At 67.9% G+C, this 23,763-nt stretch carries 27 protein-coding genes and 1 tRNA gene; 9 read left to right on the forward strand and 19 right to left on the reverse strand.

The window, feature by feature from the left end:
* Nucleotides 1–38 precede the first annotated feature (38 nt).
* Nucleotides 39–1,352: a right-handed parallel beta-helix repeat-containing protein gene (locus ACTHNC_RS10635; protein ID WP_440294569.1), complete on the forward strand. Its 1,314-nt coding sequence runs from the start codon at nucleotides 39–41 to the stop codon at nucleotides 1,350–1,352.
* A 188-nt stretch (nucleotides 1,353–1,540) separates the two neighbouring features.
* On the opposite strand, the gene ACTHNC_RS10640 is transcribed toward ACTHNC_RS10635, so the two are convergent.
* The 7 genes from ACTHNC_RS10640 to ACTHNC_RS10670 form a co-directional block, all read right to left on the reverse strand.
* Nucleotides 1,541–2,032, reverse strand: coding sequence for a pilus assembly protein TadG-related protein (locus ACTHNC_RS10640; RefSeq protein ID WP_440294570.1), 492 nt, complete (start codon nucleotides 2,030–2,032; stop codon nucleotides 1,541–1,543).
* Nucleotides 2,029–2,487 carry a hypothetical protein gene (locus ACTHNC_RS10645; RefSeq protein WP_440294571.1) on the reverse strand — a complete coding sequence of 153 codons (459 nt, stop codon included), beginning with the start codon at nucleotides 2,485–2,487 and terminating at the stop codon, nucleotides 2,029–2,031. The genes ACTHNC_RS10640 and ACTHNC_RS10645 overlap by 4 nt, the downstream gene beginning before the upstream one ends.
* 10 nt (nucleotides 2,488–2,497) lie before the next feature.
* Nucleotides 2,498–2,884, reverse strand: coding sequence for a TadE/TadG family type IV pilus assembly protein (locus ACTHNC_RS10650; RefSeq protein ID WP_440294572.1), 387 nt, complete (start codon nucleotides 2,882–2,884; stop codon nucleotides 2,498–2,500).
* A gap of 1 nt (nucleotide 2,885) precedes the next feature.
* Complete coding sequence (locus ACTHNC_RS10655) at nucleotides 2,886–3,089, reverse strand: hypothetical protein (RefSeq protein WP_440294573.1); 204 nt, start codon at nucleotides 3,087–3,089, stop codon at nucleotides 2,886–2,888.
* A gap of 75 nt (nucleotides 3,090–3,164) precedes the next feature.
* Nucleotides 3,165–4,103: a type II secretion system F family protein gene (locus ACTHNC_RS10660; protein ID WP_440294574.1), complete on the reverse strand. Its 939-nt coding sequence runs from the start codon at nucleotides 4,101–4,103 to the stop codon at nucleotides 3,165–3,167.
* On the reverse strand, nucleotides 4,100–4,963 hold the full coding sequence (locus ACTHNC_RS10665) for a type II secretion system F family protein (protein ID WP_440294575.1): 864 nt from the start codon (nucleotides 4,961–4,963) through the stop codon (nucleotides 4,100–4,102). The genes ACTHNC_RS10660 and ACTHNC_RS10665 overlap by 4 nt, the downstream gene beginning before the upstream one ends.
* Entirely contained in the window at nucleotides 4,960–6,183 is a 1,224-nt protein-coding gene (locus tag ACTHNC_RS10670) for a CpaF family protein (RefSeq protein WP_440294576.1), read from the reverse strand. Before ACTHNC_RS10670 ends, ACTHNC_RS10665 begins: the two co-directional genes overlap by 4 nt.
* Before the next feature lie 124 nt (nucleotides 6,184–6,307).
* Here ACTHNC_RS10670 and ACTHNC_RS10675 point away from each other — a divergent pair.
* Both ACTHNC_RS10675 and ACTHNC_RS10680 read left to right on the forward strand, forming a co-directional pair.
* Nucleotides 6,308–6,390 (forward strand) — tRNA-Leu (locus ACTHNC_RS10675).
* Nucleotides 6,391–6,566: 176 nt separating this feature from the next.
* Nucleotides 6,567–7,373, forward strand: coding sequence for a DedA family protein (locus tag ACTHNC_RS10680; RefSeq protein WP_440294577.1), 807 nt, complete (start codon nucleotides 6,567–6,569; stop codon nucleotides 7,371–7,373).
* 33 nt (nucleotides 7,374–7,406) lie between these two features.
* Here the strand turns inward: ACTHNC_RS10680 and ACTHNC_RS10685 are convergent, their stop codons facing one another.
* The 4 genes from ACTHNC_RS10685 to murI are packed head-to-tail and all read right to left on the reverse strand — an operon-like array spanning nucleotide 7,407 to nucleotide 10,637.
* Nucleotides 7,407–8,327 carry a cation diffusion facilitator family transporter gene (locus ACTHNC_RS10685; protein WP_440294578.1) on the reverse strand — a complete coding sequence of 307 codons (921 nt, stop codon included), beginning with the start codon at nucleotides 8,325–8,327 and terminating at the stop codon, nucleotides 7,407–7,409.
* A gap of 43 nt (nucleotides 8,328–8,370) precedes the next feature.
* Nucleotides 8,371–9,027 carry an RdgB/HAM1 family non-canonical purine NTP pyrophosphatase gene (gene rdgB, locus ACTHNC_RS10690; RefSeq protein WP_440294579.1) on the reverse strand — a complete coding sequence of 219 codons (657 nt, stop codon included), beginning with the start codon at nucleotides 9,025–9,027 and terminating at the stop codon, nucleotides 8,371–8,373.
* Nucleotides 9,024–9,794 (reverse strand): ribonuclease PH, encoded by a 771-nt coding sequence (gene rph, locus ACTHNC_RS10695; protein WP_440294580.1) that lies wholly within the window; start codon nucleotides 9,792–9,794, stop codon nucleotides 9,024–9,026. The genes rdgB and rph overlap by 4 nt, the downstream gene beginning before the upstream one ends.
* A 9-nt stretch (nucleotides 9,795–9,803) precedes the next feature.
* Nucleotides 9,804–10,637, reverse strand: a complete 834-nt coding sequence (murI, locus tag ACTHNC_RS10700; protein WP_440294581.1) for a glutamate racemase — start codon at nucleotides 10,635–10,637, stop codon at nucleotides 9,804–9,806.
* 107 nt (nucleotides 10,638–10,744) lie between these two features.
* Between murI and ACTHNC_RS10705 the strand changes: the two genes are divergently transcribed.
* Nucleotides 10,745–12,001 (forward strand): nicotinate phosphoribosyltransferase, encoded by a 1,257-nt coding sequence (locus ACTHNC_RS10705; RefSeq protein WP_440294711.1) that lies wholly within the window; start codon nucleotides 10,745–10,747, stop codon nucleotides 11,999–12,001.
* A 4-nt stretch (nucleotides 12,002–12,005) separates the two neighbouring features.
* On the opposite strand, the gene ACTHNC_RS10710 is transcribed toward ACTHNC_RS10705, so the two are convergent.
* The 3 genes from ACTHNC_RS10710 to ACTHNC_RS10720 are packed head-to-tail and all read right to left on the reverse strand — an operon-like array spanning nucleotide 12,006 to nucleotide 15,621.
* Nucleotides 12,006–12,299: a DUF3039 domain-containing protein gene (locus tag ACTHNC_RS10710; RefSeq protein WP_440294582.1), complete on the reverse strand. Its 294-nt coding sequence runs from the start codon at nucleotides 12,297–12,299 to the stop codon at nucleotides 12,006–12,008.
* Nucleotides 12,300–12,349: 50 nt separating this feature from the next.
* Nucleotides 12,350–13,930, reverse strand: coding sequence for a hypothetical protein (locus tag ACTHNC_RS10715; RefSeq protein WP_440294583.1), 1,581 nt, complete (start codon nucleotides 13,928–13,930; stop codon nucleotides 12,350–12,352).
* Entirely contained in the window at nucleotides 13,906–15,621 is a 1,716-nt protein-coding gene (locus ACTHNC_RS10720; protein WP_440294584.1) for an ATP-binding cassette domain-containing protein, read from the reverse strand. The genes ACTHNC_RS10715 and ACTHNC_RS10720 overlap by 25 nt, the downstream gene beginning before the upstream one ends.
* A gap of 529 nt (nucleotides 15,622–16,150) precedes the next feature.
* Here ACTHNC_RS10720 and ACTHNC_RS10725 point away from each other — a divergent pair.
* The 4 genes from ACTHNC_RS10725 to ACTHNC_RS10740 all read left to right on the forward strand — a co-directional run bounded on the left by ACTHNC_RS10725 (nucleotide 16,151) and on the right by ACTHNC_RS10740 (nucleotide 18,919).
* Entirely contained in the window at nucleotides 16,151–16,849 is a 699-nt protein-coding gene (locus ACTHNC_RS10725; RefSeq protein WP_440294585.1) for an NTP transferase domain-containing protein, read from the forward strand.
* A gap of 91 nt (nucleotides 16,850–16,940) precedes the next feature.
* Nucleotides 16,941–17,762: an ABC transporter permease gene (locus tag ACTHNC_RS10730; protein ID WP_440294586.1), complete on the forward strand. Its 822-nt coding sequence runs from the start codon at nucleotides 16,941–16,943 to the stop codon at nucleotides 17,760–17,762.
* Entirely contained in the window at nucleotides 17,762–18,514 is a 753-nt protein-coding gene (locus tag ACTHNC_RS10735; protein ID WP_440294587.1) for an ABC transporter ATP-binding protein, read from the forward strand. Before ACTHNC_RS10730 ends, ACTHNC_RS10735 begins: the two co-directional genes overlap by 1 nt.
* Before the next feature lie 99 nt (nucleotides 18,515–18,613).
* Nucleotides 18,614–18,919, forward strand: a complete 306-nt coding sequence (locus ACTHNC_RS10740) for a hypothetical protein (protein WP_440294588.1) — start codon at nucleotides 18,614–18,616, stop codon at nucleotides 18,917–18,919.
* A 7-nt stretch (nucleotides 18,920–18,926) separates the two neighbouring features.
* On the opposite strand, the gene ACTHNC_RS10745 is transcribed toward ACTHNC_RS10740, so the two are convergent.
* Both ACTHNC_RS10745 and ACTHNC_RS10750 read right to left on the reverse strand, forming a co-directional pair.
* Nucleotides 18,927–19,226, reverse strand: a complete 300-nt coding sequence (locus ACTHNC_RS10745; protein ID WP_440294589.1) for a helix-turn-helix domain-containing protein — start codon at nucleotides 19,224–19,226, stop codon at nucleotides 18,927–18,929.
* A gap of 82 nt (nucleotides 19,227–19,308) precedes the next feature.
* A complete protein-coding gene (locus ACTHNC_RS10750) occupies nucleotides 19,309–19,905 on the reverse strand; it encodes a tetratricopeptide repeat protein (RefSeq protein ID WP_440294590.1) in 597 nt (198 codons plus the stop codon).
* Nucleotides 19,906–19,995: 90 nt separating this feature from the next.
* On the opposite strand from ACTHNC_RS10750, the gene ACTHNC_RS10755 reads away from it, so the two are divergent.
* On the forward strand, nucleotides 19,996–20,790 hold the full coding sequence (locus ACTHNC_RS10755; protein WP_440294591.1) for a hypothetical protein: 795 nt from the start codon (nucleotides 19,996–19,998) through the stop codon (nucleotides 20,788–20,790).
* A gap of 67 nt (nucleotides 20,791–20,857) precedes the next feature.
* Here the strand turns inward: ACTHNC_RS10755 and ACTHNC_RS10760 are convergent, their stop codons facing one another.
* The 3 genes from ACTHNC_RS10760 to ACTHNC_RS10770 are packed head-to-tail and all read right to left on the reverse strand — an operon-like array spanning nucleotide 20,858 to nucleotide 23,617.
* Nucleotides 20,858–21,733: a glycosyltransferase family 2 protein gene (locus tag ACTHNC_RS10760; protein ID WP_440294592.1), complete on the reverse strand. Its 876-nt coding sequence runs from the start codon at nucleotides 21,731–21,733 to the stop codon at nucleotides 20,858–20,860.
* Entirely contained in the window at nucleotides 21,730–22,539 is an 810-nt protein-coding gene (locus tag ACTHNC_RS10765; protein WP_440294593.1) for a CDP-alcohol phosphatidyltransferase family protein, read from the reverse strand. Before ACTHNC_RS10765 ends, ACTHNC_RS10760 begins: the two co-directional genes overlap by 4 nt.
* Before the next feature lies 1 nt (nucleotide 22,540).
* Complete coding sequence (locus tag ACTHNC_RS10770; protein ID WP_440294594.1) at nucleotides 22,541–23,617, reverse strand: glycosyltransferase family 2 protein; 1,077 nt, start codon at nucleotides 23,615–23,617, stop codon at nucleotides 22,541–22,543.
* Nucleotides 23,618–23,763: the final 146 nt, after the last annotated feature.

Here is a 23,763-nt window from a genome sequence, read left to right on the forward strand (position 1 = left end):
AGAGGATCCTGGAAGCGAGAGTGTGGATCTGACGGGAGGTGGCCCTCCTGCTTCGCGCATCGCGACTGAAGGCCGGTGCCTTCACCGTCGTGCTGTTGGGCGCGACGGCCGGTCTCGCGCTGACTCCCGCGGCCGCCGCATCCGCCGAACCGGCTCGCACGATAAGCGTGAACCCCGGAGGCGACGTGAACGCCGCGATCGCACGGGCACGCACCGGCGACACCGTCGCCCTGCGACCCGGAACCTACCGGGGAACAGTCCGAGTGGACAAGGCGATAACCCTTGCGGCCAACGAGGCGACGGTGGACGCGCCAGACGACGGCGCGGCGATCGCCGTCGCCGCCGACAACGTCACCATCGACTCGGTGGCCACCAGTTGTTCCCACGCCGCCGGGTCGCCGACGGGCATCGCCGTGACGGCTCAGCACGCACGCATCGTCGGCGCAGCTGTGCTGCAGTGCGCGACGGGCATCCGACTCGATGGCGCTCGCGACGCCTACCTTCAGGGCGACTCGCTGCTCGGCAGCCGGTCCGCGGGCGGCCACGGGGTGGGCGTGAGCGCGAGCGACGCCGACGGGGTCACCATGCTGGGCAACACGTTCGAGGACGACGACACCGGCGTACTTGTTCGCGGTACTGCGACGCCGCTCCTCGACTCGAACACGTTCTCCCAGGTCGGAACGGCGGTCGAATTGGATGCCGTCAGCGAGGCGGTCGTCAACGGAACGCTCGTCGTCGGTGCGACCGGACCCGCGGTGCTCGTCACCGGCAGCCGCGGAGCCGAGATCGCACGACTGAATCCCGCGGGCAATGGAAACGGAGCGGGGCCGGCGATCGAGCTCTCCGCGGCGTCCGGCCCGTCGTTCGTGGTGGACGTGGAGGACTCGAGCCTCGCGCACTTCGCCACCGGCCTGACGATCGACGCGGGATCGGTGACCGGCAGCGTGATCGTGATCGGCACGACGTTCGATGGGGTCGAGCGAGCCGCCATCGTCGTGGCGGCCGGCGCCGGCGGCACGGTCAACGCCACGATCGGCGACTACTTCGGCGGGTGCGGACCCCGCGCTCCCGATCACGGCTACGACGGAGGCGGCGCCGTAGTGCTCGATCCAGAGCGCGCGGTCTCCTACAGCGAGAACAACTGCCGTGCTCCGGCATCGGCCGTGCCTGCGACGTCGGGCGGGAACGCGAGTCCCCCGCCTGCGGCGAACAACGCCACGGGTGGATCGAGCGGCATCGACCTGCCGTCCGCGATCGGTTCGACTCTCGTCACGATCGGCGTTTCCGTGCTGCTCGGGGTGTGTGCAGGGGGCGTGCTGTACGCGATCCGTCGCAACCGGCACGTTCACTGACGACTGAGGCGAGAGCAGAGCACGCTCGCGTGCTCTGCCGAGGCGATGGAGTCAGTCGCAGCGCGCAGCGCGACTACTGACGACTGAGGTGAGAGCAGAGCGAGCTCGCTCGCTCTGCCGAGGCGATGGAGTCAGTCGCAGCCCCAGCGCCACTATTGATGTGCCAGCGAGCGGGCACGATGGCGTGCTCACCAGAAAACGCTGCGTGCCGTCGACGTGACTTCGATGCGGATGCCGGCAGGCACAAGCACCGAGACCATGGGCGGGTGCCACACCGCGGACAACCTCACGACGGCGCTGCGGCCATCCGCACTGCCCGCCTGCTCGACCTCGAGCGCGTCGAAGCCGTCGGCGACAGCCGTCGACAGGAATTCCGTGACCGCCGCACGCACCGCAGGCGACTCCAGCGTCGGACGCGGATGCCCGTCGACGACAGCCACACTCTCGAGATCGTAGGACTCAGCGCCGGCGAGAGCCGCACCGTCCGCCACCGCGTACAGGCGCTCGCGTTCTAGGTACAGCGAGGTCACTGCAGAGACCAGAAGAACGAGAACGAGGCAGAGGAACGCGTAGAAGATCACGAGCGGCAGGATCGACCCGGTGTCATCGGCCAGTCCGCGTGCGATCGTCCCTGACCGAAGGTGCCTGGGGAATCGGGTTTCGCTTCGGGTCCCGTTCACCCTGCACCCCACAGTCGCGACACCCGGTTCGTGCTGGTCGCCTGCACCGTCACAGACGCGTCGCGGCGCAGATCCAGCACATCCGGCACAAGCGGCAGCGGCGCACGCACCTGCACGGCGATCGTGACCGTTCCCAGCCGGGTGAGGCAGGCATCCGGACGTGGTGCGCAATGAACCTCGACCGTGGCCGCGTCGGCGGGCAGGCCGAAGTCGGCGAGCGCGAACGCGACGGCCGCGGACGACTCGTCGGAGGCATCCGCTTCGCTCTGCGCTTGCACGAAGACCCGTGCCGCCTGACGTGCTGCGCCGGCGGCGGCGAGTTCGGCACCCTGGATGCTCGCCAAAGCGACAACGAGATACACGGTAGGGACGAGGAGGATGAGACCGGCGGTGACGAATTCGAGAGCCGCGGTACCGCGGTCGGATGCCATCACACGGGCCAGACCGGTCCGCACCGCACGGTCCTCAGCGAAGTGATTCCACCGGCGCATGGCCGCTCACCTCCAGCGCTCGGCTAGGTCCCAGGAGGCCAGCCAGCGGAAGCGGCGCGCGAACAGTCACCACCACCGCACTCATGCCGCGATAGGTTCCGTAGGTGGCGGAAACGCCCTTCGCATAGCCGTCGCCAAGAGCCGAGCCGATGAGCTCGCGCGTGCGCTGCTTGCCGTCGCCGAGCGTGTTGTCGGCCAGAGCGGCGACGTGTGCTCCTTCGGCCGCCGCGTCGATGAGCGTGTTGCGAACCAGCAGGGCGAGCCCGAGTTGCAGTACAGCGACCGTCAGAATCGTCAGCAAGGCTCCGACCATGACGAACTCCGCCGGAGCAGAACCTCGCTCCTGAAGCCACTTCGACATGTCAGAACGACGTGACGCGTTCGATCGCCTGCTGAAACACCCCGCTCAGGGCTGGGCCGGCCAGGCCCCAGATGATGATCACGAGCCCTGCGGTCATCAGCGTAATGAGTACCCAGCCCGGCACATCGCCACGTTCGTCCTCCACGAGCGATGCAGCGCGTGCTCTCCGCCGCCACGGCGCATCCCACCAGTCTGTTCTTCTCATGAAGCGCGTCCTTCCTTCATCGCGTCTCTCGACGTCGTCCTGTTTCGTCCCATGCAGCACAGATCGCCGCCGGCATCAGAAGCCCGTCTCCAGCACGACAATGCCGGGGTACACGGCGAACAACACGGTCACGGGGAGTATCAGGAACACGAGCGGAATGAGCATCCCGATCTCCTTCTTGCCCGCCTGTTCTAGGAGTCCCCGCTTCGCCGCCTCTCGCGCATCGGTCGCCTGTGCTCGCAGCACCTCGACGACAGGTGTGCCGCGCTCCAGAGCGGTGACGACCGCGTCGACACAACGCGTGAACTGGGGCAGACGGATGTCTCGACTCGCCTGGCCGAGCGCCGTCGCCAGCGGCACGCCCATGCCCGTCTCCGCGACCACCCGACCCAGTTCAGCTGCCAGCTCTCCCGAGCCGCTGCGTGCGACTCGGCGCATCGCGTCGAGGATGCCTTCGCCCGCGCTCAGCGACAGCGTCAACAGTTCGAGAACGGTCGGGAACTCCTCCGCCATGCGGGTCAGGCGTCGCGCGACCCGCCTCGACAGCAGACGGTCCGGCAGGAGGAACCCGACGGCGGCCAGCACAATCGGCAACGCGAGGAGCACGGCAGTAGGCAGCGGGCGCAGGGAACCGGCGACCGCCGCTAGCGCACCGCCTGCGGCGAGGCCACCGAGCGCCCACGCCACCTGCCGGAGGCGGAACTCCTCCACCGTGAGCGGACTCGCACTCTGGCGAAGGCGGGCGGTGATGGCTTCGCTGCCGCCGAGCATCCTCGACGCCGCATTGCGCAGAGCGGCGAGCGCGGGCGTGAGCACCGAGCCGATCACCGGAAGCGGCTGCACCGTGCTCCGTCCGGCATGGGCCCGCGCCGCCTCCGAGACGTCGACGAGATACGGCGCCACCCGATCCGCGAGCCGTGGCCTTCGCATCCGAGGCATCAGCGCGACCAGCGACCACATGCCGAGCCCGAGGCCGATGCCGCAGAGCACGCCCCATCCGAGTTCACTGGTCATCGGAACCACCGGTGTTCCTCGGGAAGCCGCCCGATCGCCAGCATGACCCGGTACGCCACCAACGACACCACGAGACCGACCACGATCACCACGGCGCCGAGTGGTGTGTTGTACGCGACAGACGCCTCCGGCCTCGTCGCCAGCAACGCGAGCACGAGCCACGGCGCAGCGACACCGAGCCGAGCGGCACCCACCGTCCAGGACTGCCTCGCCTCGATCTCGGCTCGGACCGCCGCATCGTCGCGCAATGACGCGGCCAGAGCCTTCAGCACGCCGACGAGCTCACCACCGCCGACCTCGCGCGCCATCTTCAGGGTTTCGATGATGCGATCGGCGACAGGATCGGCCAGAGCGGCCTTGAGCCGATCCGCTGCAGGCGCGAAGACGCCGCTCGACCGGTAATCGCGTTCGAACGCCGCGAACGCCGCGCGAGTGGACTCGGGCGCGGTGCGCGCGAGCGCGGCGACGCCGTCGGGGAGCGCGAGTCCCGAGCGCACAGCCGAGACGAGCTGGTCCACCACGTCCGGCCACATGGTCCGGTTCGCGCGCGAACGCGAGGCCGCGCGCCACGAGACGAGGCTCCACGGAAGCCACGCTCCGACCGCAGCCAGCCCGACGGACAGCGCAATGAGGCCGAACAGGGCTTGCGCGATCGCGAAGCACACGAGTGCGAGCAGCGCGCTGACCGCGACGAACGCGGACGGGGCGAGCCCAGGCATCCCCGCGAGCACGAGCTTGCGACGCAGGCCATCGGTACGCGGCGGCTTCCGCACCCTCGCCCGCGGCGGCCACAGGAACGGTGAGGCGGCCAGCAACAACCCGACGCCGAGGGCACCGCCGAGAACGATTCCCGTGATCATCGTGCGAGCACCACAGCCGGGTCGAGCCCGGCTGCCTCGAACTTGGCCCGCTTGGCCGGGTAGCCGCCGGTGGCGACCAGCTCGCCGTTCCGGGTGGCGAACACCGGGCTCGCCTCGATCACCCCGCCGGTCACTCCGCCGGTCGGAGCGAGGATCTCGGTCACGCGCCGTCGCCCGTCGCGCTCCAGCGAGCAGAACACGACGATGTCGACGCAGGACGCCACGGTCGGCACGACGAAGCCGGAATCGATGTTCCGACCGGCCAGCAGGGGCAGCGTGCAGAGCTTCGCCAGCGCCTCGCGCGCGCTGTTCGCATGGATCGAACACGCGCCGGGCAGTCCGGAGTTGAGTGCCAGGAGCAGATCGAGGCTCTCGGCTTCGCGTACTTCGCCTACCACCAACCTGTCTGGTCGCATGCGCAGTGCCTCCTTGATGAGGCGCCGCAGCGTGATCTCGCCGGTTCCTTCGAGGCTCGGCTGCCTGCACTGCATGCTCACCACGTCGGTTGCCGCGAGGTCGAGTTCGAAGGTCTCCTCGACCGTCACGATGCGCTCGCCTGGCCGGGCCGCTGCCAGGAGGGCGCCGAGCAGCGTGGTCTTGCCGCTCTGCGTGGCACCCGCGATGAGGATGTTCTGATCGGCGAGCACGCACATCCGCAGGAACTCAGCACCCTGCCTGGTGATCGAACCCAGCGCGACCAGGCGACCGAGATCTCTGATGCGCTGCGAGAACTTGCGCACGTTGACGGCCCAGTGCGCCCGAGTGACGTCAGGGATCACCACGTGAAGGCGGGATCCGTCGGGCAGCGAGGCGTCGACGAACGGGGACGAAACATCCACTCGGCGACCGGATGCCTGCAGCATCCGCTCCACCAGGTCGCGCACGTGCGAGTCCGTGAGCGCGAGATCGATCCGCTCTGAGCGGCCGTCGCGGGCGATGAAGACCCGATCGGGCGCGTTGATCCAGATCTCCTCGACGGTGGGATCGTCGAGATAGGGCTGCAGCGGCCCGAAACCGGTGAGCGAGGCGAGCACCTCCCGCTCAGTGCGCACCTCGTCGGCGACGAGCGGCAACGATCCACCGAGCGCGTGCTCCGAGTACTTGCGCACCTCGTCGCGCGCGTAGGCCATCGCTCGCGGGGCATCCGTCGTGAGATCGATGCCGTCGCGCCGCACCCGGTCTCGCACGCGGTCGGCGATGAGGCGCACGGGATCGTTCATGCGGTCATGATGCCGTCAGCGCCGGTCGCCTCGCCGAAGTTATCCCCAGGCGCCGACGCGGCAAACGGAATTCGTGGATGCTCGAGTGCGGGAACCGGCTGCGGCTATGCTGATGGGCGCCCTCGCGGGAGTGGTGAAATTTGGCAGACACGCAGGATTTAGGTTCCTGTGCTTTCGAGCGTGGGGGTTCAAGTCCCCTCTCCCGCACGGAGGGTTGAGTAGCAACCACCCCTCGATTCGTGGGGCTAACACCCGGTTTCACTCGACCTCTCGTCGGTAGACTCACTGCAAACGCGTATTCGACGCACTGCTCACCGTCACATCCCTCAGCTCATCGCCGGCGGCCGTCGCCGCGTACAGCGGGCGCCGACGACAGGAGACTCGTGTTCCACACCGCACTCATACCGTGGCTCGACCCGAACGTCATCATCCACTCGGTCGGCCCATGGGCGCTGCTGGTCGTGTGCGGGATCATCTTCGCCGAGACCGGGCTGCTGGTGGGATTCATCCTTCCTGGCGACACGCTTCTGGTGATCAGCGGCATCCTGACGTTCACCAAGATGGTCTACGGCCTGCCGATCTGGTGGGTCTGCCTCTTCATCGCCATCGCCGCATTCGTCGGCGGGGAAGTCGGCTACCTGATCGGTCACAAAGCCGGGCCGAGCATCTTCGAACGCAAGGAGAGCGGCCTCTTCAGCATCGAGAACGTGAAGCGAACGAATCGGTTCTTCGAACGGTTCGGACCGTTCGCGATCATTCTGGCGCGCTTCGTGCCGGTCGTGCGAACGTTCGCGCCTGTCGCCGCAGGCGTAGGGCACATGAGCTATCGCCGCTACACGCTCTACAACGCCATCGGTGCATTCCTCTGGGGCGCGGGGCTCACGCTGTTCGGATGGCTGCTCGGCTTCATTCCACCGGTCGCGCATTTCGTCGAGCACTACATCGACATGATCCTGATCCTCGCCGTGGTCGTGACCGTCGTTCCCGCCCTGGTGCACTACCTGCTGGGCGTGCGCAAGTCGCGCAGACTGGCCAAGGCGGAGGCTGCAGGGGCGACGGATGCTGCCCCTGCGGCATCCGAATCGGCGGATGTCTCGAAGCCGGCTTCGTCCGCGAAGCAGCGCTCGGGCGAGCCGGAGGTCTTCGGCGGATCGCAGCGCAACTCGAGAACCCCCAGCGGCGCGGAGTAACCGCGACTCCTCGCGCTCGGGGTGCGATCGGCGTCAGCGGTGCGTGTCGCCCTCGTGCTCCGCGTGTTCGGCCGGTTCGAGCTGGAAGGTCGAGTGCGCCACGTCGAAGTGCTCGCTCAGGCATCCGCCCAACTCGTCGAGGAGGGCACCGGCCCGACCGTGCGCGAAAACGGTGGGCGATACGACGACGTGCGCTGAGAACACCGGAGCGCCCGACGTGATGGCCCACACGTGCACGTCGTGCACGGCCACAACCCCCTCGGCGCCGAGGATGTGCTTGCGGATCTCGGCCACGTCAGTCGACACGGGCGCCGACTCGCTGAGCACGCGAACCACCTCACGCAGCAGGCTGAGCGCGCGAGGAACGATGAGCACGGCGATGACGAGCGACGCAATCGCGTCGGCCCACCCGATGCCGGTCGTCAGGATGACCACGGCGGCCGCGATCGTGGCCAGTGACCCCAGGGTGTCGCCGAGCACTTCGAGATAGGCGCCGCGCATGTTGATGGATGCCTTCGCCCCGCCGCGCAGCACCAGCAGTCCCGCTACATTGCCGGCCAGCCCGATCACGGCGACCACGAGCATCCAGCCGCCCTGCACCTCCGGATGCCCGCCCAAACGGAACGCCGCCCCGATCGCCACCGACACGGCGACGCCGATCAGGATGAGGGAGTTCACGAGGGCACCGAACACTTCGACCCGTTGGAAACCGAACGTCTGACGATCGGTGGCGGGCCGGGCGGCGACCGTGGCCGCGACGAGTGCCACGATCAGCCCGACCAGGTCACTGACGAGGTGCCCGGCATCGGCGAGCAGCGCGAGCGATCCGCTGAGCAACGCACCGACGATCTCGAGAACGAAGACGCCGAGGACGATCACGATGACCACCACCAGCCTGCGCCTGCTGGATGCATGAGCGCCGTGGTCGTGGCCGTGATCGTGAGAATGCGACATGTCTCTTCAAGGGTAGGCGTGGCCGCGGAGCGCAGACCCGGGACTACTCCCCCACGAGCAGGTCGTGAAGCACCGGAACCATGGCGCGGAACGCACGCGCGCGGTGGCTGTCCGCGTTCTTCACCTCGGGGTCGAGCTCGGCCGCGGTGAGCGGCGAGCCGTCGGGGATGAACGCGGGGTCGTAGCCGAACCCGTTGGTGCCGCGCGGTTCGCGCGCGAGCGTACCGTCCCACTCCCCCTCCACCGTGCGCTCATCCGCCGACCGACCATCGGCGGCGGGCCGAACGAGTGCGATGGCGCACGTGTAATGCGCGCCACGGTGCCGGTCGGGCACGTCGGCCACCTGGCCGAGGAGTAGGGTCAGGTTTCCGGCGTCGTCGCCGTGCTTGCCGCTCCAGCGTGCGGAGAAGACACCCGGCGCGCCGCCGAGCACGTCGACGCAGATGCCCGAGTCGTCGGCGAGCGCGACGAGACCCGTATGCTCAGCGGCGACACGCGCCTTGATCAACGCATTCTCGGCGAACGTCACACCGTCTTCGACCGGCTCCGGCCCGTCGTATTCCACCAGCTCGACCTCGGGCATCCGCTGCGCGATGATCGCTGCGAACTCCTCGAGCTTGTGCTTGTTGTGCGTTGCGAGCACGACACGAACCCGCGCGGAATCATCGGCTTGGATGCCCGCCTGCGCCACCTGGTTCACGACGCGGCCGCGTCGGACTCGCTTTCGGACGCGACCTCGCCGAGCGCCAGAGACTGGAACGAGGCCAGCTCACGGCATCCGTTCTCCGCCAGGTCGAGCAGCGACCCGAGCTCACGACGATCGAACGGCGCGCCCTCGGCGGTCCCCTGCACCTCGACGAAGAGACCGCGGCCGGTGACGACGACGTTCATGTCGGTCTCGGCCCGCACGTCTTCGACATATGCCAGATCGAGCATGGGCTCGCCGTCGATGATCCCGACCGAGACGGCGGAGACGCTGTCGATGAGCGGTGTCGCGCGCTGCCCGATGAATTTGCGCTCCTTGCCCCACGCCAGGGCATCCGCGAGGGCGACGTACGCGCCGGTGATGGCAGCCGTGCGGGTGCCGCCGTCCGCCTGGAGCACATCGCAGTCGAGCACGATCGTGTTCTCGCCGAGCGCCTTCATGTCGACCACCGCGCGCAGGCTCCGACCGATCAACCGGCTGATCTCGTGGGTGCGTCCGCCGATGCGTCCCTTCACCGACTCCCGGTCGGTACGCTCGTTGGTCGAGCGGGGCAGCATCGAGTACTCCGCCGTGACCCAGCCCTTGCCCTTGCCGGTCAACCAGCGGGGCACGCCGTTCGTGAACGATGCTGTGCACAGCACGCGGGTGCGCCCGAATGAGATCAGCGCGCTCCCCTCCGCCTGCTCGCTCCAGCCCCGCTCGATGGTGATCGGGCGCAGCTGGTCGGTCGTTCTGCCGTCGGCTCGGATGGTCTCGCTCACCGCTCCACCCTATCCGCGAGCGTGGGAGCCGGGCAGGTCGATGGTCCCGGTGCGCACGACGTCGACCGCGCGCACGTCCGCACCGAGCATGCGGCGTGCGAGCCGCACGAACGCATCGGTGTCGTCACCCGTGGCCTCGTAGCGGATGCTCGGCTCGCTCGCCGCCCTGCGCTCCAGTCCCTGCGACACCAGCACCCGATACACGTCGTTCGCGGTCTCCACGTCGCTGGAGACGAGTGTCACTCCCTCGCCCATCACGTACGAGATCGCGCCCTTCAGGAACGGGTAGTGCGTGCATCCGAGCACCAGGGTGTCCACGTGCGCGTCCTGGAGCGAGCCCAGGTACTCGGCTGCGACATCCAGCAGCTCCGGTCCGCTCGTCACGCCCGATTCCACGAACTCCACGAAACGAGGGCACGCCTGGGTGAAGAGCTGCAGCGAGGGTGCTGCAGCGAAGGCGTCCTCGTACGCCCGGGAGTTGATCGTGCCGACGGTGCCGATGACACCAACCCGGCCACTGCGCGTTGTGGCGACGGCGCGTCGCACAGCGGGCTGGATGACCTCGACGACCGGCACGTCGTAGCGTTCGCGCGCATCCCGCAGCATCGCGGAGGACGCCGTGTTGCACGCAATGACCAACATCTTCACGCCCTGCTCGACCAGGAAGTCCAGCGCCTCCAGCGCGAGAGCACGGACCTGCGCGATCGGCTTCGGACCGTACGGCGAATTCGCCGTGTCTCCCACGTACAGCACCGACTCGTTCGGCAGCTGGTCGCGCACGGCGCGGGCAACGGTGAGTCCGCCCACACCTGAATCGAAGATGCCGATCGGAGCGTCTGTCACAGTCCTCCAGAATAGGCTGCGCGACCGCCTCCAATAGGCTGAGGCACGTGACGCCACCGCACGAGCGCCGCTCCTCCGCGCTACTCACGGACCGCTACGAGCTCACGATGCTCGACGCCGCCATGCTCTCCGGCACTCACGAACGCGAGTGCGTCTTCGAGGTCTTCGCGCGCTCCTTGCCTGGCGGACGACGCTACGGCGTCGTGGCCGGAACCGGGCGCCTGCTCGAGCTCATCGAACGGTTCAGGTTCGAGGATGCCGAACTCGAGTGGCTGCGCGACAACCGTGTCGTGCGCGACGAGACGCTCGACTGGCTGGCCGACTATCGGTTCAACGGCACGATTCGCGGCTACCGCGAAGGAGAGCTGTACTTCCCGGGATCGCCGATCCTCGTCGTGGATGCCCCGTTCGGCGAAGGCGTGCTGCTGGAGACGCTGGCGCTGAGCGTGCTGAACCACGATTCGGCCATCGCCAGCGCCGCCGCACGCATGGTCTCCGCCGCAGGTGGACGCCCGCTCGCCGAGATGGGCTCGCGACGCGCGCATGAGGAGGCGGCGATCGCTGCCGCCCGCGCCGCCTACATCGCGGGCTTCAGCTCGACGTCCAACCTCGAGGCAGGTCGCACCTGGGGCATCCCGACCATGGGCACGGCGGCACACGCCTTCACGCTCCTGCACGACACCGAAGAGGATGCCTTCCGCGCGCAGGTGCGCTCCCTCGGCGCGGGAACAACGCTCCTCGTCGACACCTACGACGTGCACAAGGCGATCGAGACCGCCGTGCGTGTGGCGGGCACGGAGCTCGGGGCCGTTCGGCTCGACTCGGGCGACCTCCCGGTGCTCGTCGGGTCCGTGCGTGCCCAGCTCGACGCGCTCGGCGCACGCAAGACGCGCATCACCGTCACGAACGATCTCGACGAGTTCGCGATCGCTGCGCTGCGGGCTTCGCCCGTCGACTCGTACGGCGTCGGCACGTCGCTCGTGACCGGATCCGGCGCGCCGACGGCCGGCATGGTGTACAAGCTGGTCGCGCGCAAGGATGCGGCCGGCGCGTGGGTGCCGGTGGCCAAGGCATCCACCGGCAAGGCGTCGATCGGCGGAGCGAAGGTTCCGGTGCGGGCGATCGACAAGCTCGGCGTGGCCTCAGCCGAGGAGATCCACATGGTGCTGAGCGCGAGCCCGATGCCCACCGGCCGGCACCTGCACGTTCCGCTGATGCGCGATGGGGTCGCCGTGCCGGAGTATCTCGGCGCGGCAGGCGTCGAGGCGGCGCGACGGCATCACGCCATCGTGCGCGAGGAACTGCCGGAGTCGGCGTTCCGGCTCGGCCGAGGCGAACCCGCCCTGCCGACCGAGTACGTGTGATGCGCTACTCGTCGCTGAGACCGTCGTAGATCTTCTTGCACTCCGGGCAGACCGGGAACTTCTGCGGGTCGCGGTTGGGCGTCCATTTCTTGCCGCACAGCGCGATGACGGGCTTGCCGGTGACCGCGGATTCCAGGATCTGCTCCTTGCGGACGTAGTGCGAGAAGCGTTCGTGGTCGCCCGGCTCCATCTGCTCGTTCTGGATCAGCTCCTCGAGCTCGCGGTCGAGGGTAGCCAGGCCGCCACCCTCGGGCGCCGCGCCGGGTCCGCCGGGTTCTGCGATGCTGTTGTCGACCATCCGGACAGCTTAATGGAGCGGCCGCGTGTCGTGCGCGACGGATGCGGCAGTCAGGCGTTGCGCAGTGCGAACGCCATGATCTCGGGTCCTCTGCGGTTGTACGCGAGGGCACCGAGGAGAAGGCCTGCCACGAAGACGGCGACGCCGATCCCGAGTCCCGTCCACAGGCACATCGTGAACCACTCGGGGCTCTGCACGACGCCGAGCACCATCATGGCGATGGGAACGCCGGCGAACAGCGCGGTCAGCAGCAGGCTCGCGAACTGCGCGAACGTGGCTGCTCCTCCGGTGTGCTGAGGATGCGCGAACGCGCTGTCACCCGGGCGCGGAGCCGCGTATGGTGCCAGCGCCGACGACACGCTGGAGAGCCCGAGCCCGGTGAGGACCAGGCAGACGCTCACGCCGGTCACGGCGGGCAGCACGTCCCAGCTGCCGTAGGCGAGAACCGTCAGGATGCTCCCCACCGCTACGACCGGTACCGCTATGAGGACAACGGGCGCGAGGCGGCCGAGTCGATCCGACACGCCCCGGGTTCCGGACGCGATGTGCAGCCAGACCGCCGTTCCGTCGTAGGCGATGTCGTTGTGGGCGACCCACCCGACGAACAGGCAGATCACCGGGAGCGGGATGAGCGCGACGTCGTGCGGTCGCACCGCTCCGGAGATGAGCAGCGCGGCCACCATGATGAGCGGGAACAGCGGAACGAGCACGAGCTGTACCCAGTACCGCGAGTCGCGGCCCCAGTAGGTGAGACTGCGCGCCGCGACGGCGCCCGCCGGCCCCGCGGGCATCCTGCCGAACCAGCCCAGCCCGACGTAGGTCTTGACCGATACCTGGTGATCGGGCGTGACGACCATGTGTCGCACGAGCGCCCACCACGCGCCGGCGATGACCGCCAAGGACACGATGGCGATCAGGAGCTTCAGCACGGCGGCTCCCCACTGCCCGTTCGCCGCGTCACCGCCTACCGACCAAACGGCCCCGAGCGGCGTCCAGCTCACCCAATTCGCCGCGGAGTGCACGACGCGTAGTCCGTCCCTGCTCCAGTTCAGCGTCGCCAGGAAGAACGCGACCGGCAGGAGCATGACAACGATCAGCACGGCGATCGTGGCGCTGAACTCGCGCGCACGCCGCGTCGAGAGCACGAACGCCGCGATGGATGCCGTCAGTCGCGCAGCGAGCATCCACGTCGGCACGCAGATCACAGCAGCGATCAGGGCGAGCACTGCCGCACCCGCCGACCTCGACCACGTCACCACAGTGAAAAGGGAGCACACGAGGAGAACGAGCGCCGGCACCGACGCCAGCGCGGCCGCACCCAGACCGATCGCGATCTGCCGCGATCCCAGGCCCAGCGTGGCGTATGACCGCGGATCGAACGTTCCGTCGTGCCTGCTGAACAGCGGAACGAGCAGGAAGCACAGCGCCACGGCGGCGCCGGCGATCACGAGGATGTCGCGCACGAGTTGCCCGTCGCTGGCCGTGCGTGCCGAAGCCAGAACCCAGCACACGACGACGGTGACCGCCGCCGTATACAGCAGACCCACGACGAGACCGAAAGCGTGCCAGCCGCCCCGGCGGAATCCGCTGCCGAGCGACTCGACCTTCAGTCGGAGAAACTGTGCAACCATTCGAGCCCCTCCACGGCCTTGCGGCCGCCCGCGAGTTCGATGAAGTGCTCCTCGAGCGTCTTCTCTCCGCGCACCTCGTCGACGGGCCCGGAATCGAGTACGACGCCGCCGACGATGATCGCGACGCTGTCGCAGATGCGCTGCACGAGGTCCATGCCGTGACTAGAGAGCAGCACGGTGCCGCCGGCATCGACGTAGCGCTGCAGGATGCCCGTCACGGTCGCCGCCGACACCGGGTCGACGCCCTCGAACGGCTCGTCGAGCACCAGGAGCCTCGGCGAGTGGATCATGGCTGCGGCGAGCGACACCTTCTTCGTCATGCCGGCCGAGTAGTCCGCGACCAAACGGCCCATCGCGTCTTCGATCCCGAACGCGGCCGCGAGATCTGCGGAGCGCTGACGCGTGGTCGGGGCATCGAGCCCGCGCAGCGTTCCCGCGTAGTAGAGGAGCTGAGCGCCGGTGAGCTTGTCGAAGGTGCGCAAGTGGTCGGGCAGCACCCCGATGGCGCGTTTCGCCGCGCGCGGGTTCTTTCGGGCATCCACTCCGTTGACGTAAACGGCTCCGGAGTCGGCGCGAAGCAGGCCAGTGATGATCGACAGCGTGGTCGTCTTTCCGGCACCGTTCGGGCCGACGATCCCGTACATCGATCCGGCTCGGATGCTGAGATTCACACCGTCGACCGCGACAACGTCGCCGTACCGCTTGTGCAGGCCGGTCACCGCCAGCACCACAGGCGCCGTCGTCGGCGGAGCCGGACGCGCCGGTGGGAAGACCCGGGTCTCGGCCGCGCGGCGGGCGCGTGCCGGCTGCACGGTCTCCGGCTCGGCCGCATCCACTGCGGAGAGGTCGTCCTTGCGCGCCAGGGTTGAGCGATCGACCGTCTCCTGCAGGAACTCGACCTCGGAAGCACTGCCAGTGAGCGCCTCCGCTCGGTCGGCCGGTTCCGCCTGCTCGATGGCCTGTGCTGCGGGCGGGCTGTCGCTCGCCTCGGTCTCCCGCACGAGTTCGGCCAGCAGGTCGGACCCGTCGTCTTGCGTCTCCTGCTCGGCCTCGGCGGCCGCTGCTGCTGCAGCCGCTGCACGTCGCCGCCGTCCGAAGAGCGTGATGCGCTGACGCGATCCGGTGTTCTCGTCGACGGTCGCGGAGTGGACCGGCATCGGCCCGGTGTCGACGTCATCGTGCTCAGACTTCGTGCCGGTCCGCTGCACCGTGTCGGCGACCTCCGTCGCCGTCAGAACGGTGGAAGTCGTCCCCGCTTCCGGCGGCGCGCCCTCAACCGCCGGGCGTTCGGTCTCGACGCTGGGCGCTTCGGCCCGCGGCGTCGGCTTCGACACGGCGGGCGTAGCCTCGAGCGGCTTCGGCTCAGATCTCGGGGACAGGGAGGATGCCGCGATGGCGGTTCCCTTCGTCGCGCGAGTCGCTGTGCCGCGAGCGCGGGATGATCCCCGCGGGCCGCGCGGCGCGGTCGCCGTCACGACGGCAGCCGGCTCGCCGGCAGCGGCATCGGCGACGACGGACGTTCCAGCGGCGGCACCGGTCGCGCGTGGGCGTCCACTGCGTCGGGCATCCGCCGGCTTGGCGCCGCGAGTGCCGACCACGGGTGCGTCGCTCGATGATCCGGAACCGGAGGAGTCCGTCCCACTCACCGTCTGGGCGCCACCCGCGATCGTCGTCTGCGGGTCATCTTGCACGCGCCTTACCCCCGTTACCGTGGTCCCCTCGAACGCTCGAACCGCTGAAATCGCGGTTTGCGCCGTCCGCCATCGGCACCAGCCGGGGCGCGTCTCCGAGCCGGTGCGCCGACCTGTTAACCCGCCCCATCGGAGCCATCGAATTCCTTACGCTAACGTACCAATCTTCGTCGGAACACCCCTGGAAGGAACCATCGTTCTGTGCTGCGATGGTGCTGCGCGACAAGGTGTCGCTTCCTGGGACCCGCAAGGATTCCGGCACCCGGGCGACATTCGCTTTTCTAAGAGCACTCCCATAAAACGATCACGAAACGGCAACACCCCGCATTTGGGGCCCTTCAGACCGGTAGATTCGATTTCGGCACAACGCGGTGTCTTTTGCACACACGCATCAGTGACACTTCGGTGAACGGAAGCGGTCGGCACGGAAACGCATCTCAAGATTCACCGCCGATCGGCTGTCATCCGCACGTCACACAGTTCAACTCATGGGGGGTCGACTATGCGCACGAATGACAGGAGACGAAACGTGACCAACGCACCGCAGGTCGTGATTCTCGCGGCCGGTATGGGCAGTCGGCTCGGGCGTTCGCTGCCGAAGCCGCTGACGGAGCTCAGCGACGGCCGGACGATCATGCAGCAGCAGTTCGACAACATCCACGCGGCGTTCGGGCCGAAGGTCAAGGTCACCATCGTCGTCGGCTACAAGCTCGAGCACATCGTCGAGGCGTTCCCCGACGCATCCTTCGTCTACAACGAGCAGTACGACCAGACCAACACGTCGAAGAGCCTCATGCGTGCGCTCAAGTCGAGCGGCAATGGTGGCGTGCTCTGGATGAATGGCGACGTCGTCTTCGATCCGGGCGTGCTCGTGCGTGCCGCCGCCGCGATCGCTCGCGACCAGTCGTTCGTGACGGTGAACACCGCCAAGGTCTCAGACGAAGAGGTCAAGTACACCACCGGCGCGGAGGGCTACATCGAGAAGCTGTCGAAGACCGTCAAGGGCGGGCTCGGCGAGGCTGTGGGCATCAACTACGTCTCCAGCCACGACAAGGCCGCACTGCTGCACCACCTGCAGCGCGTCGATGACCAGGACTACTTCGAGCGCGGTCTGGAGCTGGCCATCCAACACGACGGGATGCTCGTGGAGCCCATCGACATCTCCGACCTGTACGCGGTCGAGATCGACTTCGCTGAAGACCTGGAGCGCGCGAACCTCTTCGTGTGAGCCGGCTTCACCAACGTTTGACGGATGCCGTCGACCCGCTCGGTCGGCGGCATCCGTCTTCTGCTCAGCCGGTCGTCGCTACGATCGTGGGGTGACGATCTCTGCCGCCGCGCGACCGACCGAGCGTATTCAGCGGTCGCCGGTCGGCCGCTACCGGCATTCGCTCTGGTTGCTGACCAAGCGCGACCTGCACGTGCGCTACGCGACGAACGCCCTCGGCTACCTGTGGTCGATCCTCGACCCGCTGCTGATGGCGGGGATCTACTACCTGGTGTTCACCGTGATCTTCCAGCGCGGCGGTGTCACCGAAGACCCGTACATCGTCTTCCTCCTCTCCGGTATGTTGCCCTGGACGTGGTTCAACGGCGCCGTGTCGGACTTCACGAGGGCGTACAGCCGCGACGCCAAGCTCATCAGGTCCGTAGCCATCCCGCGCACGATCTGGATCAACCGGATCGTGCTGAGCAAGGGCATCGAGTACCTGTTCTCGCTGCCCGTGCTGGCGTTCTTCGTGATCGTCACCGGGGCGCACGTGCATTGGCAGCTCGCGCTCATGCCGTTGGCGCTCCTCATCCAGGCGGTGCTGCTTGTCGGCCTCGGACTGCTGATCGCGCCCCTCGTGATGTTCTTCCGTGACCTCGAGCGCGTGGTCAAGCTCCTGCTGCGCCTGCTCTTCTACGTGTCCGCGGTGCTCTACCCGGCCACCGCTGTGCCGAAGGACTTTCCCATCTTCAAGGTGTTCTCCGACATCAACCCGCTGGTGGGGCTTTTCGGCATCTATCACTCGGCGTTCTTCCCTGGCGACCTCCACTGGGACCTGGTTCTCAGTTCCGCGATCGGCAGCGTGATCTTCCTGATCATCGGCTGGTTGGTCTACTCCCGCACGATCCGCAGCGTGCTGAAGGAGATGTGATGACGACCTCGACCACTACCGGGACGATGATCGAAGCGACGGATGTCGGCATCCGGTTCAAGAGGAATCGTTCGTCACGCCGCAGCTTCAAAGACCTGTTCTCGTCCCGGCAACGGCGTGCGAAGCCGGACGAGTTCTGGGCCCTGCGGCATGTGTCGTTCGCCGTCCCGGCGGGTGAAGCGGTCGGGGTTGTCGGACGCAATGGTCAGGGCAAGTCGACACTGCTCAAGCTGGTGGCCGGCGTCATCCTGCCCGACGAAGGGACCGTCGAGGTGAAGGCGGGAACGGCACCGCTGATCGAGATCACCGGCGGCTTCGTCGACGACCTCAGCGTTCGCGACAACGTGTATCTGACGGCCGGCCTGCACGGCATGTCGAAGACGGAGATCGACGAGCGGTTCGACGACATCACCGGGTTCGCCGACATCGGCAACTTCCTGGATACGCCGTACAAGCACCTCTCGAGCGGCATGAAGGTGCGCATCGCGTTCGCCGTGATCACTCAGCTCGACGAGCCGATCCTCATCGTGGACGAGGTGCTCGCGGTGGGTGACCGCATGTTCCGCGAGAAGTGTTACAAGCGCATCGAGGAGATGCTCGCCCAGGGCCGCACGATGTTCTTCGTCTCGCACAACGAGAAGGAGATCCGGCGGTTCTGCACGCGCGGCCTCTATCTGAACGACCATGGGCTCGCGCTCGACTCCGACATCGACTCGGTACTCGCTCGCTACAACAGCGACTACGGCGCCTGACGCCTCGCCAGGGCGGCTCTCTCCGTCCACAGCGGACTTGCCGCGCACGTCATCCACAGTGGATGCCGGCGCGTCGGATGCCCCGCCTAGCCTGCCCGCATGACCACGACTCGACCCGACGAGACCTCCGACGACTCGACCCTCGCGTACCCCGTCCCGTTCGCCTTCGATCGCAGCACTCCCCCGCGCTACCGGCTCCGCAACGCCAGCCTCGAGACGCTCACCGGTGTGCGCTTCTCACTCCTCGGGGCTGGCAGCATGCCTGTGCAGGCACCAATCACGCTTGAACCCGGCGCGGTAGCCGAGATCCCGATCCACGGCCACGACCTCGCACGCTCGACGGTGCTGGTCGTGCGTTGGCACCGAACGAACGGCGACGAGTACCTGTGGCGCGCGAGCTTCTGACCTGGCCTCAGCGCATCCGTTCGCGCGCTTCGAGCCACTCCTTGGCGGTCACGTTGTGGTGGCGGCCCGGATAGTCCGCAGTCGTCAGCCCATGCAGCAGCTCGCCCGGCTCGATTCCGAGAACGGTGGAGATGCGAATGATCGTCTCCATGTTCGGGTTCGCTCGGCCTCGTTCGAGCTTGCCGTAGTTGGTCGGGTGGATTTCCGCGAGGTGCGCAACCTCTTCCTGGCTCAGCGCCAGCCCGGTGCGGATGGCGCGCAGCCGCTTTCCAAAGACGCCTGCGGCGTTGGAGTACGGCTCGACCACGCCTTCTTGTCTACGAATCGGGAAGCGTTCGCATCCAGAGTGTTCGTGCCCGGTCCCTTCCGCTCAAGAGTGCGGGGCACCGCTATTCCTCGGACTCGAGCTCGGTCGCGTAGCGTTCGATGATGATCTCGGCCGCGTCGTCGAGGGTGTCCTGTGGCAGACCGAGCTCTGAGCGGACTCGCGCACGGCCGATCAGCATCGACTCGTACTGCGACTCGGTACCGGGCACGTTGCCGCTGTCCATGGCGCGGATGCCCATCGAGTACCAGCGTTGAGCCTGCTTGAACTCGTCGACGAGTTCGAAGAGGCCGCCGAGAACCAGGAACGTGTTGACCAGGCGGGGCGACTCCTTGCGCAGGACGTCCGCGAGCTCGAGTGCGGCATCCGTCTGGCCACCCTGATAGAGCGCCTGCACGATCAGCGCGCGAGGATCGACGTAGGCGGGACCGCCGTCGTCGCGGGCCGCCTCGTACATGCGCAAGGCCTCGACGTGATTGCCGGCGTAGCCGTAATCCTCCCCCGCCTCGATGAGCACGGCCGCACGGGAGACGTCGTCTGCGAGCCGGAAGCGGTCGGGCTCCGTCGCCCACGCACGCAGTGTCTCGGCGATGGAGCCGTCCACTCGATCGGCGCGAAGGCGCACGTCGTCGAAGTCGTTCTGGGTGATCAGGCGAGGCACCCGGCCAGCATAGGAGAATCCGGCCATGGCGGCGGTTCCAGGCATTCCTATGCGGCGTGGGGAATGTGCGCCGTCCCTAGACTCGAATGCATGGCTCGCTCGAAGAAGGTCAAGCCGTTCGTCGGTGTCACCGGCACGAGCACAACTCGCGGTGTCACCATTCCGACCCGCATCAATCGAGGCGTCGACCGCTTTCTCGCTGTGCAGCGACCGGTCGTGCTGGCGCACCTGCGGAGCATCAGGCGCAGGCATCCGGATGCCACGCCCGACGAGGTCGCGTACCTCGTCGGCCGCCGTTACCTGGCCGCCGTCACGACGAGCGGCGCAGCGGTCGGGACGACGGCCGTCATCCCGGCCGTAGGGACGGTCACCACGCTGGCGCTCTCGGCGGTGGAGACGGCCGCGTTCTTGGAGGCAACGGCACTGTTCGCGCAGTCCATCGCCGAACTGCACGGCCTGCCGGTCGACGATCCGGAACGCGCCCGTGCCTTGGTGCTGGCGCTCATGCTCGGCAAGGAGGGCTCCAACCTCGTTCGTCAATGGGGCCGCGAGCTGACCGAGAAGGAGGTCACGCGCGAGGTGTACTGGCGGCAGGTTGTGTCCAACAGCATCCCCCGCGTGGTCATCGGCCCACTCGTGCAACGCCTGCAGTCGGCAGCGGCGAAACGGCTCGCGACGACAGGGACGGCGAGCGTCCTCGGCAAGGCGCTTCCGTTCGGGGTCGGGGCCGTCGTGGGCGGAGCGGGAAACCGCATCACGGGATCAAGGGTCGTCCACTCGGCGCACATCGCGTTCCGATCGCTGCCGCAGGCGTTCCCTGCGGGGCTGGACGTGGCGGTCAGCGAGAACGCTGCCGATGACGCCGAGTTGGTCGTGACCGAGTAGAGCGGGTTTCGATACGCGCGCCGCTACGCGACGCGCTACTCAACCCGCGAGCCGGACCGTCGTGCAGTCAGACCACCGGAGGGCGGCCCGCCAGAGTCATCCGCCACACCGTGCGCCAGCGGAGCGGGCGCCGCTCCCCCGGGTCGTTCCGCCAGCCGGCCGCCCAGCCGGCGAACCACGGGCGCAGCGTCTTCGGATTGCGAGCGCCGCGCAGAAGCTGCACGGCCGTCCAGGTCGCGACATACACCGGTGCGAGCACGGCGGGCAGGTTGCGCCTCGCCACCCACACCCGGTTCCGGGCGTTGCGCCAGTAGAAGTCCGTGTGCCTGGTCGTGGGCACGTTGGGATGCCTCGCCTCGAGATCGCCTGCGTACCAGGCACGCCTGCCCTGATCCCACACGCGCCATGCGAGCTCGATGCCCTCGTGCGCGTAGAAGAACGGGCCGGCCCATCCGCCTGCCGTCTCGAACACGCTCCGCGGCATCACGATGGCGCCCTCGACGAGCGAGAAGACGGCGCTCGGCCGGGCCGGATCGCCCTTGCGCATGCGAGGAACCCAACGGCGCGGTGGCACGGAGTCGTCGATCGTGCGCACCCGTGGTTGGAGCACTCCGATCGTGCGATCGGCACGGAAGCGGGCAATCGCATCCGCCAGGAACGTCTCGGACTCGACGTACTCGTCGTCGTCCAGGAAGAACAGGAACTCGCCCGTGGTCTCCGGCACGCCGGCGTTGCGGCCAGCCGGAATGCCGAGGTTCTCGGGCAGTCCCAGCCCCTTCACGCCGCCCGGCAGACCGGTCGGCTGCCACCCGTTTCCCACACAGACGATGTCCACCTCGACATCGCGCTGAGCGAGCACGGATGCCAGTGCGCGCGAGAGCTCTTCCGGTCGCGTTCCCTGCGTCAGCACGACGACACCGACCGTGGGCACGCCGGAGCTCATGACTTGAGCCGCTTGGAGCTCATGATCGCCAGGAAGTGACCGATCAGCGCCAGGATCGCGAATGCGAGCAGGACGACGAGGTAGACCCGCTCCGTGACAGGCGAACCCGTGAAGAGAGCGATCACGGCGACGACGAACGTGAGCAGCGTGAGCTCCACCGAGTGGAACATCCGATGGAACGGGAAGAACTTCACCGCACGGCGGGCCACCGCGATGAGGCGATGCTGCGGGGCAGCATCCGCCTCGGCGTTGCCCAGCCGCGGCAGACCGGCATAGGCGCGCGCTACCCGGGTGAGGTCGTTCAGCGCCTTGTTGAGCACGAGCACGAGGGCGAGCGCGAAGCCGAGCGTCGTCCACAGGTAGTCATCAGGCGTCTGGAACGGCCAACCGGCCGCTCGCAGACCGAGCACGATCGCAATGAACGTCTCCGTGGAGTAGTGGCCGACGGCATCCAGAAAGTGCCCCGCGGGCGATGAGCTGTTGCGCCACCTGGCCACCTCGCCGTCACAGCAGTCGAACAGCATCTGCAGCTGGCCGAGCACGACGGCGATCAATGCTCCCCAGAAACCGGGGATGAGCAGGGCAGCGGCGGTGAGCCATCCGCTCAGGATCATGAACCCGGTCACACCGTTCGCGCTGATGCGCGTCTTCAGCAGGCTCCAGGTGAGGTACGGCGAGATGTCGCGCAGGTAGAGGTGCGCCGTCCAGTGCTCGGCGTTGCGCCGCTGCCGCACCTCGGGCGGCTGCGTCACCTCGCGCAGCTGAGCGATCGACGCCGGCCGGCGATAGGAATCCGAAGCCGACACACTACCTCCCGGATCGGCTGTGCAGGTCGTGCGACAGCTCGAAGAAGCCCCCGATGAAGCCGACGCCCCAGCTCAGGTGGATCGTCGGAACGACGATGACGAATCGCAGCATAGCGGCGGCCCCGTCTCGGGAGCCGATGGCGAACGCCGCAGCGAGGACGAACAGCAGGTAAAGCACCGGCACGGCGAACGCGAGGGTGAGCCAGCCGAGCGGTGCGCCGATGATCAGCCCTGCAATGCCGAGCAGCCCTACGATGATGGCGGCCGCGAGCAGAACGACGAGCACCGGCGGTGCAAGGTAGCGCAACGAGTTCGCCGAAGGGAAGCGGCGCACGAGTTCGCCTCGCCACATGCCCGTGGCGAAGAACTGGTTGACGAGCGATCGGATGCTCGACCGCGGCTGATACGTCACCACCAGTCGCGGAGTGAACCACACGATTCCGCCCGCCGCCCGCAGACGACGGTTGAGCTCCCAGTCCTGGCCGCGTCGCACCGCCTCGTCGAAGAGTCCCGCCGCTTCGAGGCGGTCACGGCGGAACGAGCCGAGGTACGCCGTCTGCGCCGGCCCTTCCTTGCCGCCGACGTGGTGCTGCGTGCCGCCGAGGCCGATGCGCGAACGGTAGGCCCGGGCGACGGCCTTCTCGAACGGGGTCGTGCCGCGGGCATCCATCAGTCCGCCGACGTTGTCGGCGCCCGTCCGCTGCAGCGTCTCAACAGCGACGCGGGTATAGTCCGGCGGCAGCAGCGAGTGGGCGTCGACGCGCACCACGACCGGATACGAGGATGCCCTGATCGCCGCGTTGAGCCCGGCGGACGTGGATGCGGCCGGATTGGGCACGACGCGCACGTTCGGATGCTCGCGCGACAGCTGTTCGAGAACCTGCTCCGTGCCATCGGTGCTGGGGCCGACCGCGAGCGTGATGTCGTAGGGGCCCTGGTAGTCCTGAGCCAGAAGACGCTCGACCGCGGCGCGCACGTACGGCGCTTCGTTCAGCACCGGCATCACGTACGAGACACCTGGGAGTGCACCCGCCCTGTCGAGGGCGCTTTCGGCGCCTGAACTGCTGGCTTCGCCCATCACATCCGCTCGTCGAACCGTCGGCTCAGCCTATCAGCGACCGGAAAGGACGCTGAGCGAGCAAGAGACACACGACCGCCGGTCGAGCTGGCCGAAACCGTGTGTACGGAGTGGTTTCGACCTGCTCAACCGGCGGCAGGAGGTAT

Source organism: Humibacter sp. (assembly GCF_051954055.1).
Lineage (GTDB): Bacteria > Actinomycetota > Actinomycetes > Actinomycetales > Microbacteriaceae > Humibacter.

Coding starts and splice junctions, on each gene's coding strand:
- ACTHNC_RS10650 (WP_440294572.1), bottom strand. CDS start 2,884: ATGTCGAAGTGGCTTCAGGAGCGAGGTTCTGCTCCGGCGGAGTTCGTC.
- ACTHNC_RS10655 (WP_440294573.1), bottom strand. CDS start 3,089: ATGAGAAGAACAGACTGGTGGGATGCGCCGTGGCGGCGGAGAGCACGC.
- ACTHNC_RS10660 (WP_440294574.1), bottom strand. CDS start 4,103: ATGACCAGTGAACTCGGATGGGGCGTGCTCTGCGGCATCGGCCTCGGG.
- ACTHNC_RS10665 (WP_440294575.1), bottom strand. CDS start 4,963: ATGATCACGGGAATCGTTCTCGGCGGTGCCCTCGGCGTCGGGTTGTTG.
- ACTHNC_RS10670 (WP_440294576.1), bottom strand. CDS start 6,183: ATGAACGATCCCGTGCGCCTCATCGCCGACCGCGTGCGAGACCGGGTG.
- ACTHNC_RS10685 (WP_440294578.1), bottom strand. CDS start 8,327: ATGTCGCATTCTCACGATCACGGCCACGACCACGGCGCTCATGCATCC.
- ACTHNC_RS10705 (WP_440294711.1), top strand. CDS start 10,745: ATGCTCGACGCCGCCATGCTCTCCGGCACTCACGAACGCGAGTGCGTC.
- ACTHNC_RS10710 (WP_440294582.1), bottom strand. CDS start 12,299: ATGGTCGACAACAGCATCGCAGAACCCGGCGGACCCGGCGCGGCGCCC.
- ACTHNC_RS10715 (WP_440294583.1), bottom strand. CDS start 13,930: ATGGTTGCACAGTTTCTCCGACTGAAGGTCGAGTCGCTCGGCAGCGGA.
- ACTHNC_RS10735 (WP_440294587.1), top strand. CDS start 17,762: ATGACGACCTCGACCACTACCGGGACGATGATCGAAGCGACGGATGTC.
- ACTHNC_RS10740 (WP_440294588.1), top strand. CDS start 18,614: ATGACCACGACTCGACCCGACGAGACCTCCGACGACTCGACCCTCGCG.
- ACTHNC_RS10755 (WP_440294591.1), top strand. CDS start 19,996: ATGGCTCGCTCGAAGAAGGTCAAGCCGTTCGTCGGTGTCACCGGCACG.
- ACTHNC_RS10760 (WP_440294592.1), bottom strand. CDS start 21,733: ATGAGCTCCGGCGTGCCCACGGTCGGTGTCGTCGTGCTGACGCAGGGA.
- ACTHNC_RS10770 (WP_440294594.1), bottom strand. CDS start 23,617: ATGGGCGAAGCCAGCAGTTCAGGCGCCGAAAGCGCCCTCGACAGGGCG.